This window comes from Paenochrobactrum glaciei, assembly GCF_039522165.1.
Taxonomy (GTDB): Bacteria; Pseudomonadota; Alphaproteobacteria; order Rhizobiales; family Rhizobiaceae; genus Paenochrobactrum; species Paenochrobactrum glaciei.
This window is the reverse complement of record NZ_BAAADE010000012.1, coordinates 35,405-45,326: the sequence shown is the minus strand read 5'-3', so window position 1 is coordinate 45,326 and position 9,922 is coordinate 35,405. Positions and strand designations below refer to the sequence as shown.

Below are 9,922 nucleotides of genomic sequence, written 5' to 3'. Positions count from 1 at the left end.
GCTTCCTGCTCTTTAATCATCCCGATTATCTGTTCGTCTGAAAACCGTGAGCGTTTCATTGTCCATCTCCTACCAAGGATTGAACTCTACCAAAATCTGGAGGAGTTTGCGGGGCTCACGTCAATCCCGATTATCTGTTCGTCTGAAAACCGTGAGCGTTTCATTGTCCATCTCCTACCAAGGATTGAACTCTACCAAAATCTGGAGGAGTTTGCGGGGCTCACGTCAGGTTCACTCGTTGAAGACATCAGAAATGCCTTGGACGCAATCAGTCCCACAGAAACTCCCGTAAAGGATAGTGTACCCGACAATAACATATTGATTTTAAAAGAGAGTTCGAGGTAGGGGAACTTTTACCCCAGTCGAGTGCGATACCTGGCTGCGCTACGCTCCGTACCTATGAAAACCATAGAATATAAAGAGTTTTTAAGCAAGATCATCAATCGAGAAAAGAACAATCAGACACAAAAGAAAGCTACGACACTTGTGAGCTCATAATACCCTTGAGACAACTATACTATAAACTAAAATGATCACATACAAATTCTCTGTCTGGAATATGATAATAAAACGAAATAAAAAAAGCCGCCCTTTTGAGGCGGCTTTGATAGGTAGTCGTTTCTAAACTTACCACTTAACTCTCAAACCAACGGTACCTTGATAGTTGTAACTATCACCAAAGTTCTTAAAGCTGGTATTGATCGAGCCTTCACCATAAATGGAGTATTTATCATCATTCCAATTGTATGAGCCACCAAAACCGATGCCCCCCCAGAAGCGTTCACTCTTATTAATGAAGTCAACCGTCGAAACCCGAACTTTAGTGCCGTCCAAGAACTCATTGTAGAGATTGGCAATACCGTAAACCATGCTTCGATTGGTAAGACCCTGCGCATTTTGCCATGAGTTCTGATAATCAACGCTCAGCCCCAAACGTGCACGCAAACTATCTCCCTTTTCGCGAGAAACATCAGCTTTAAACACATCCCTAAAACTATCAAAATCTACATTTGAATATTGTAGCTGCGCTTGTGGTGTAACCGACCATTGATCATCAAGCGTTATACGCTGACCAGTCTCAAGCGAGAGCGCGTAACCAAAGCCATTGTTACCATCTTTCAGCATGCGCTTGGCAGCAGATGAATATAGATCGCTTTTATACCAAGCCAGTTGCCCCTGACCATCGACATAAAAACCATGATCACCATACCAGGTTAATGTACCACCCAAACCATAGCCATCAGTTTTGATATCACCGTCACCATGCTTAGAGCCAATATTCACTTTACCATGGCTATAATGCGCTGTCAGTCCGCCGATTAATTTACCATTCTCAGTTTCGTTCAAAAGCCCGTCTATACCAGCCTGCATTTTGAATGTATTATAATCATAGGTAGCATCTGAAGTAGACGTATTCGGCTGCATTTTATTATGAGTGCCTTCAACACGTCCCCAAACTCCACTCCCTTGCGTAAAGCTCCCTGTCTCTGCAGGTGGCGCATAAGCGTCAACAGCATCTGCACCCTGCGCAAGCACCTTGTTACCAGCATTATCCCAGTAGCGGTTACCTACACGCTGTTGCATGGTCGGCAAAGTATTCAGCCCAAGCAAAAACTGCGGATATACCTCATAAATCGAAGCGCCAGGATTATATTTTGGCTCCGGTTTTTCTGGATCAACGCTCGGATCTTCTTTTTTCAAAGACGAATGAAGATACCAGCTGCCTTTATCGGAAGTTGAATTGTTTTGATGCAAAACATAGGCATAAGCTCCGGCGACAACGGCCTCTTCGCCCTTATGGTTGTAATCGCCTTTTAAATTAAACTTGCCCTCAGATTGCCCCGCAACATCAATAATTTTAATGCCGGTTTTTGTCTGAGCGCCTGTACCGCCAACATTGTTAACTTTAACAATTGTTTCGCCAGCGCTATCGCCACCGATCATCAGTATATCTGTCTCAGAGTTGTCATCACCAAGGACTGTGTTCAGTTCAAGTAAACCGCCAGCACCTTGATAATTGTTTACTGTAAATTTCGTACCAGCTACATCATCATTCTTCTTAGAAAGCGATAATAAGCCTGCATTTAACAAACTACCCTCAATACTGGATGTACCACTAGCATAAATCGCGCCATTTTTATTAATGTGAGCCGCTTCGCCATTCGCGTCCATCAGGATGTGAGCATTGTTGAACCATAAAGCGCCGTGGTTGATTTGAGCCGTTTCAAACCCACCATCAATTTGCTTTCCATTCAGCTCCCACGTGCTTTCACCTTCTTTAATAAAATTTTGAAAGCCAACGATACCTTGCTCGTGCGCTTCATCACCCACACGAGCCATATCAATCTTCGAATTTTCATCCCCATGAAGTACTAGATAATTAAAAATATTCTCATCAGCAAAAGTAGAGGCTTGCTTATTCATCGCCCAACCATTGCGCAATATTAGTGTGCTACCAAAATCACCATCTATAGATAGACTATCGCCAACCGATCTTATCTCACTTGAAAGATCAACCGTAGCCCTATAGCCACCTGATACATATACACCAACACGATTAGAGCTGACATTACCATTAACAATAACAGTATTAGTTATACTCTCTTCAGCATCGCCATTAGAAACAAGAACCGAGTAAATACCATAAGAATGCCCGTGAACATGCCCATTTGTTTGAATGTAAGTAGCTCTTGATGCTGTCTCATCAGCATAATTTATATTATTTATTACACCAATTCCAAAGCCACCCAACGGTGTGAAATCCCATTGAACACCACCGTTTCCAATTAGATTGGAGTTTTTTATATCTATGAAATCGCCCGTAATACCCCATAAAGCATCGTCTTCATATATATAAGAAGGAGACACCATAGCATCAACCATGAAGCCAGAAGGGGAAACCATCCGGCTTCCAGTCATATCCCAATAATATGTATTTTGACCTATAACACTATCGTGGGTAACGATACGAACCACACCGCTGGCTTCCACACCAATCCCATGATTATAGCCATAAATATAATCGTGCGCCTCTATATTTACGCTACCACTATAATCAAGAGCTGGATTATTAATAACAGAAATCCCCTGCCCACTCTCGGAGATAATCTTACCATAAGTTGTAATATTAGTATTGGAGTTTTTAGAGTTTAGATCAACGAGAATACCAGCATAATGAGAGTTAACATCCCCTCGTATCATCAAATCTACATCACTATCATCATTCTTGACATTTGCGTAAATACCATAACCACCATTTATGTTACCCTTGAATTCTGCTTTTACTTTGCCAATGCCGTTATTGCGAATGCGAACTGCTGAATAATCTTTTTGTTCAGCATAACCACCTTGAGTGATATCGCTGTCAGATAGGATATTGATGTCGCCCGCGCCCGTATTTTCTAAAAGCAATCCGTAATCTTTACCGTAAATGGCTTTTCCTTTATCTACAACATGAATGCCTTGCGTAGATTTAAGATCAAAAGCTGCACCAGCGCCGACATTTGCCTCATAGCTACCGGCTAAATCCAAGTGTACAGCCGGAATACCATTTATAATGGTTGAGGTTGTATCACTTCCAGTACAGAGCCAATTCTCAACGTTAGCTGTATCTTGCACACAAGCTGCCAATGATGGATTAGCAGCAATTACTGTCAATAAAGATACTGCGGTAAGGAAGTGATATTTTCCGGCCATGTCGCACCATTTCTCCAAAAAATCCAAGCCCCCTAGAGTAATAAAGTTTAGGGGAAGTATTGGAATACTGAAAAATACCTTACCCTCTATAATTGAAAATGCATTAATAAATTGCACGCAAAGAACCCTATTAAACAATTATAAAAAAATATTAATCAAATATAAAAACATATTTATTATTTAAAATCTGAATTTTTATTGAGAGAAAATGTAGAATTTAAAATATTAATCTATAGTCCGGCAAGAAAAACAAATTTAAATAATTCTGCTATCCGCCTAGCATTCATTCGCGCCTCGTTAAAAAGGCAACAAAAAATCGGGAAAACACGACCAAGTAGAAAATTTTCTCTTGCCGTTATTTTATCAAATATAAAACCAAATATATGTTTTTCGTTACTACTTTAATATGTAGTGCATATTCACACTTGAGCAGCTTTTTCAGAGCGCTCTTTAATCACGTTAAGCACGATTGTGTGAAAATCGTTGAGGAATATCTGTCCCCACCAGTCACAATAGATATTGATCGGAGTTGCAATACGATACTGGGTTTTTAATGTTAAACGCGTACGGTTTTCATCAATTGGATCCAGTAAATATTCGCCATAGTCCAAGCCTAAATAATCACTATTTACACTGATATGTGCTTCTACTGCCTTCGGAATTGATGTTTCACTAAAATGAAAATTCCAACGCAAATAGCGATTTTCCTGCCACTCAGTGATCACTTCTTCAAATTTGATACCTTTGCCCCATTTAAGATGACGCACAGCACCGACTCCAGTGCCTGTTATCCGCGCATCTTCCGGCTTTGGCACACCGACAACACTATGACTAAAAGTCATGCCTAACTCGTCAAGGCGAATGTCCGGAATTTCCAAGGTATTATTCCAGATCACATGCGCAGGTGCATTAATTTCAATAATGGTCGTAATGGAATTGAAATGATCCTGATATTCCATCTGGTTTTCCAGTGGAAGTGCCAGAAATGGCAACACGATCACAAACGTAACACTACGCTTTGCCTGATAGTTGCGTAATAACCGCATGGTGACATAAACACCAAGCGCAGTTCCGGCAAAAAGGAATGGTGCAGCCATTGCCACACAAATACCAGCCTCACCAAACACAACCACCGAAAGCAGAATGAAACCAAGCATGCTCAGCATGGCCACTTTCATATGATGTCGAATGCTTCCCGTCCCCTGCGGATCAAGCAAAATGACAAGCAAGCTTGTAATAGCCATCGGCATAAGGATCAGGCCCGTGATGAAGGCCATCGCATTGCCTTCACTGATTAGCCAGATAAGTACGTACAGAATCACCGCATATAGCGTGGTCGCTACAATACTAAGCCAGAAACGATCAGACGAAGGTGCATTATGATGTTCAGACATAATGCTTCTTAGACCAGCTAGATCAAACAGAGCAACCACAAAGGGACTTTAGTTGCCCTTTAACCCGCATGTTATAGTGTTAGTTTTATCACACATCATTGCTCATAAATCATAAGATTACAGTTTGCAGGGCTCGTTTGATCATAATCAATGGAAGCTCAATTCCTCAGTGTCAGTTTGTCAGCACGCTTGGCTACTAAGGAAATCAAACATGGCAACTTCATTAACAACACGCCGCATCACCGCTCTTCTCACCACTTCATTGGTTACAGTTTTTGCAGCTAATTCTGCATTGGCAGCCGATGCAATTATTGCACCTGAAGCGCCTCAGGCTTTTGAGCCGGCTCCAACAACACTCTCACCATGGCAGATCCGCGTGCGTGCATTGGGCGTCATCCCGCATAATTCAGGCTATGTTGACCAAATCCACAATTCAGGCTTGAAATATTCGAATACTGTCGTGCCTGAACTTGATATTTCTTATTATTTTACTGAAAACTTTGCTGCCGAACTCATCCTTGGCACCACTTACTCCAAAATTAGCGGTAAACGCGCGATAGACGGTCTGGATGTAGGCAAGGTCTGGATGCTGCCACCCACCTTAACCATGCAATATCATTTCACCAATTTTGGAGCTTTCAAGCCTTATGTAGGCGCTGGTGTGAACTATACCTTCTTCTATAATCAGAAAGAACATAGCGCTGATTACCTGAAAGTTAAAAATACATTTGGTGGTGCACTCCAGATCGGTTTTGACTATATGATCGACGATCATTGGGGCTTTAACTTTGATGTTAAAAAACTCTATTTACGTCCTAAGTTCGATGTCACTGTTGCTGGACAAGAAATGACCGGTAAAGCCAAACTTGATCCATGGCTGATCGGTACAGGTATTACATACCGTTTCTAATATAAGAAAATAAAATTTTGATGCGATAGAAAAAACTATCGGGCGAGATGTTAATTTTAAAAATACATCTTGCCGCCACGACTTAACGTGGCCATCAATAATTTTAATTATAGATTTTTAAAATTATTATTTATCATTAGAGGCCGATATTACACATTCATAAGCGAATATTTACTTTGCTTAAAATTTACACGCATCAGAATTTTCATCACTATTCGTTATGTGGTAAACTATGAAACAGTATACGGGTTTTAATCACCATCATCGTGGTTTGCGTCGCTGCTATTGCATATTCCATTATCAATCGAATGGTGTAACAAATCACCTGTAACCTGACTTCGTGCAAAGAATGGGGTCAGGTAACATCGCTAACCTTCACGGAAATAAAAGCACATCTCCTCCGCTCATTACTGAGCGAAGGAGAAGACTTCTGCATCCCCGGCGGGGGCGCTGCTGGATGCAGAAATAAGTGTAAAACTTACCACTGCACCTTCAGACCCAAGCGACCGCTAAAGCTGTCACTCTTGATGCCGTTATGACCAAGGCTGCGATTATAATCACCACTTGCGAAAAGCGAGACTTTTTCAGACAGCTGACCCGAAAGACCTAAGCCGATCTGCCCCCATGTTCCACCCAGATCGCTCTCCAGTGTCACACGGTTTTGTCCCTGCAAATTAGCAAAACTAGTTTTTGCTGATCCGCCCACTGTGTGCCAGACATTCATCCGCATCCAAGCAGAATATTGGCTACCGCTCTCGCCTTGCCATTCATAACTCAGTTTGGCGCCGACACGACCATAGACTGTATCCGTATCGTGGAAGTAAATACGGCCGTATTTATCCGATGTATTATCCAGTGAAACATGCTGATAAATAAGTTGAGCTTGCGGCTCGACTGCCCATCCATCATTAAAGGCATGACGGTAACCACCCTCCAAGGAGGAATTGAAACCCCAGCCAGATGTTTGCATGCCTACATTTTGCACTGAGCGACTATGCACTCGATCATAACGGGTAGCTTGTAAAACCACATCACTATACCAGCCGGATTGATCGATATGTGTCCAGTAACCACCAAAGCTATAACCATTCATGGTCAGCTTACCGGCATTACCACCATAAACACGATCAACCTCCGCTTCAGCGCGGCCAATACCGGCAAAAAGACCAGCAACATCAACACTGCCATCAGATGTTTCATTTAAATAGAGATCAATACCTGCCTGAAAACCGCCCAGCTTATAATCATAAGATGCGCCGTCGCGATAAAAATTTCTCAACTGGGTTTCCGGCTTGGAAGCTGATGAACCTGCGCTGCCATCCTCCCCAAAGGCGCGGAACCAAAATGCAGGTGCATTTGTGCTCAACCGATCGCGTCTGTCATTGTACGTTCCAAGCATTGCCAAGCCAAAGCGATTGGCTAAAACAGGTGCAACCATATTAAGCGGCACTTCTACACGATAGTCAGGTAAATCCGGATCCGGTTCTGGTTCGGGTTTCGGATCTGGATCCGGCTTAGGGTCTGGATCCGGTTCTGGCTCAGGTAATGGATTATAAACAGAGCGCAGATACCAATGACCGTCAAAATTACCTGCGCGGTCTCCGGCATAAAGGGTGTAATCATAAGCGCCGGCAGCAATACGCCCCTCTTGCACGAAGGCATCACTATCAGCCAGAGCTGCGTCAACAACCATAATGCCGTTACCAACAGTCAAGGCACCCAAACCACCGGCATTATTCACGACCACACGACTTGTACCTGCAACTGCACCTTCAAAAATCAATCTGTCAGTGAGCGACTGATCATCACCAAGCTTACTATTAAGCACAAACAGCGTGTCATCGGAGATAAAATTATCTTTCACCGTCAATGTATTGAAACTATCATTTTCAGCTTTAGAAAAACTGATTACGCCGGCTGAATTTAGATTATTCAAGACAGAGGAGCCTGTGATTTCCCAGCTGCTGGTCTCATCGAGGTTCAAATACTCCAGGCCTAAACCTGCATCACTGATACGCGCGGCACCTTTTAGAAAACTGCCATTGCTGAGATTGAAATCAACCGTTCCGCTGTTAACGAGAATATCGCCCTCAAGCAATGAGCCTTGAGCATTCACTGTTACAGTGCCCACCGGCATCGGAATAATGGTGCTGCCGCTTTGATAAATATACTCACGGCTTTCGAATAATAAAGCATCCGGCCCCACACCACTCACATGCGTGTCTTGCAGGTTAAATGTGTTAGTTGCACCACCTCCCACCAATAAAGCGGCACTATTTGAGACCTCAATAATGGAGCCTTTCACATTGGCAGTATTTACATGTTTGGTCGTCGGCGTTACATTTTCAGGTGTATTGTAACCAACTAGATAAAGACTGGCCGCATTTTTACCCGATGTATTAATGCTCGTATCAGCAATTTCCAGCACAGAACCAAAAGTAGCTGCCGCACCGTGTGCCTGATCTCCGGTTGTAGTAATAGATGTACCTTCAGAAAGCTTGATCTTGCCCGTACCATGGCTTCGAGCGCCCATTGCGCCTTTGCCATTGGTGTTGATGATCAGGCCTTTGGCATCAATTGTGGAGTTTGTCGTCGCAACCAAACCATAGGCACTTTCGCCTTCAGTGGTGATTTTAGTACCGGTCATGGTCACATGCGAAGGCGCCCAACCATTCACCCCGCCATTACTTGAGCCGACACCATGACCGCCAAGACCATAGGTGTGAATAGAACCGCCGTTAATTTCCGAGCGGACATGGATATTTTCAATACCACTGGCATTGGTGCCATGCGTAACAATGTCGACATTGTTTACACGTAGTTTCACCTGACGTGTATCGCTTGAATTATTGGCAGCATGAATACCATTCGCATAGTCGCCTTGTGTTTCAATGCGGCCATTTGAAAGTGTCACGTCACTATATTGGTTCGCATTAACGCCATAGCTCTTTGAATTAATAACAAAATTGCTGGCATTCAATTTACCGCTAATGACATAAATTCCAGTGCCACTGCGTGACGTAATAGTCGTATTATCGATAATCGTAGAGGCGCGGGCAGAGCTATTCTTGCCATTGAGGTTCACACCGACACTATCAGCTTCGATGCTGCTGTTGATGATACTTAGAATCCCCTCACCCTGCATGAGAATACCATTGCCACGCTCGCCTTCACTTTTGATCGTGACATTTTCCAAGTGAAGTTTGCTGCCATCACCAGTTAAACGAACCGTCGTGGCGCCGTCCCCTTTTGAGATAATGGACGCGCCTTTACCGGTAGTACCGATAATTTTCACATCAGAAGGTGCTTGTCCGAGGTAGTCCTCAATATAGAGTGCCGACGCAGCACGGCCTTCACTTAAGAAGTCAATTTCAGAATTGGTAACAGAGAATTTGCCATTACTGACCCAGACGGCAGCCGAGCGAGGGCCGTAAATATCACTGGTGCTATGGGCATGTGCCACATCATTATCAATGATCAGCTCCTGACCACGCTCAACACGAATTTGCTCGGCACGCACCATAGGAACAGTCATCAACAAAGCCAGCGCTGACACGCTGAGTAGGCATATGGAGCGATGACGGCTAATGCCTGAACGATGATTGCAAGATTTTTGATGCAACATAAATAAGCGATCCTTACTGGAAGACCGCCCGCACCCAAAATTTCAGCTTGGGAAATGCCAAAATTTTCTAACAAAAAACAAGACTAAACTCGATCACCCTCTTTGGTGAGCAAGGCTCTAATTTTGTTTTCACATATACAATCTCAAGTGCACCGGGCGGTCACCTGAATTAACTTCAGCTGACCCTAAAGTGCCCCTTGTTACGTGAATTGTAGAAAAATCCGCCCAAATGTAGAATGGTTCAATTATTCGTATTTTCAGATGAAATATTTTTTCTATTTCCATCATTTTGGAAAG

Annotated in this window: 5 protein-coding genes; 2 read left to right on the top strand and 3 right to left on the bottom strand. The window is 43.2% G+C overall.

What is annotated here, in order from left to right:
* Positions 1–345 (top strand): hypothetical protein (locus ABDZ76_RS16245; protein ID WP_343807930.1); only part of this gene is annotated, 345 nt, incomplete at its 5' end.
* A gap of 282 nt (positions 346–627) precedes the next feature.
* Here ABDZ76_RS16245 and ABDZ76_RS16240 read toward each other — a convergent pair.
* On the bottom strand, positions 628–3,813 hold the full coding sequence (locus tag ABDZ76_RS16240) for an autotransporter family protein (protein ID WP_343807927.1): 3,186 nt from the start codon (positions 3,811–3,813) through the stop codon (positions 628–630).
* Between the two features lie 302 nt (positions 3,814–4,115).
* Positions 4,116–5,090 carry an SRPBCC family protein gene (locus tag ABDZ76_RS16235; RefSeq protein ID WP_343807924.1) on the bottom strand — a complete coding sequence of 325 codons (975 nt, stop codon included), beginning with the start codon at positions 5,088–5,090 and terminating at the stop codon, positions 4,116–4,118.
* Between the two features lie 211 nt (positions 5,091–5,301).
* On the opposite strand from ABDZ76_RS16235, the gene ABDZ76_RS16230 reads away from it, so the two are divergent.
* Positions 5,302–6,000, top strand: coding sequence for an OmpW/AlkL family protein (locus tag ABDZ76_RS16230; protein WP_343807921.1), 699 nt, complete (start codon positions 5,302–5,304; stop codon positions 5,998–6,000).
* Positions 6,001–6,478: 478 nt separating this feature from the next.
* On the opposite strand, the gene ABDZ76_RS16225 is transcribed toward ABDZ76_RS16230, so the two are convergent.
* Entirely contained in the window at positions 6,479–9,535 is a 3,057-nt protein-coding gene (locus tag ABDZ76_RS16225; RefSeq protein ID WP_343807918.1) for an autotransporter family protein, read from the bottom strand.
* Between the last annotated feature and the right edge of the window lie 387 nt (positions 9,536–9,922).

What these genes read in the sequence shown, in the direction of transcription:
- ABDZ76_RS16230 (WP_343807921.1), top strand. Translation starts at nt 5,302, where the DNA reads ATGGCAACTTCATTAACAACACGCCGCATCACCGCTCTTCTCACCACT.
- ABDZ76_RS16235 (WP_343807924.1), bottom strand. Translation starts at nt 5,090, where the DNA reads ATGTCTGAACATCATAATGCACCTTCGTCTGATCGTTTCTGGCTTAGT.
- ABDZ76_RS16225 (WP_343807918.1), bottom strand. Translation starts at nt 9,535, where the DNA reads ATGACTGTTCCTATGGTGCGTGCCGAGCAAATTCGTGTTGAGCGTGGT.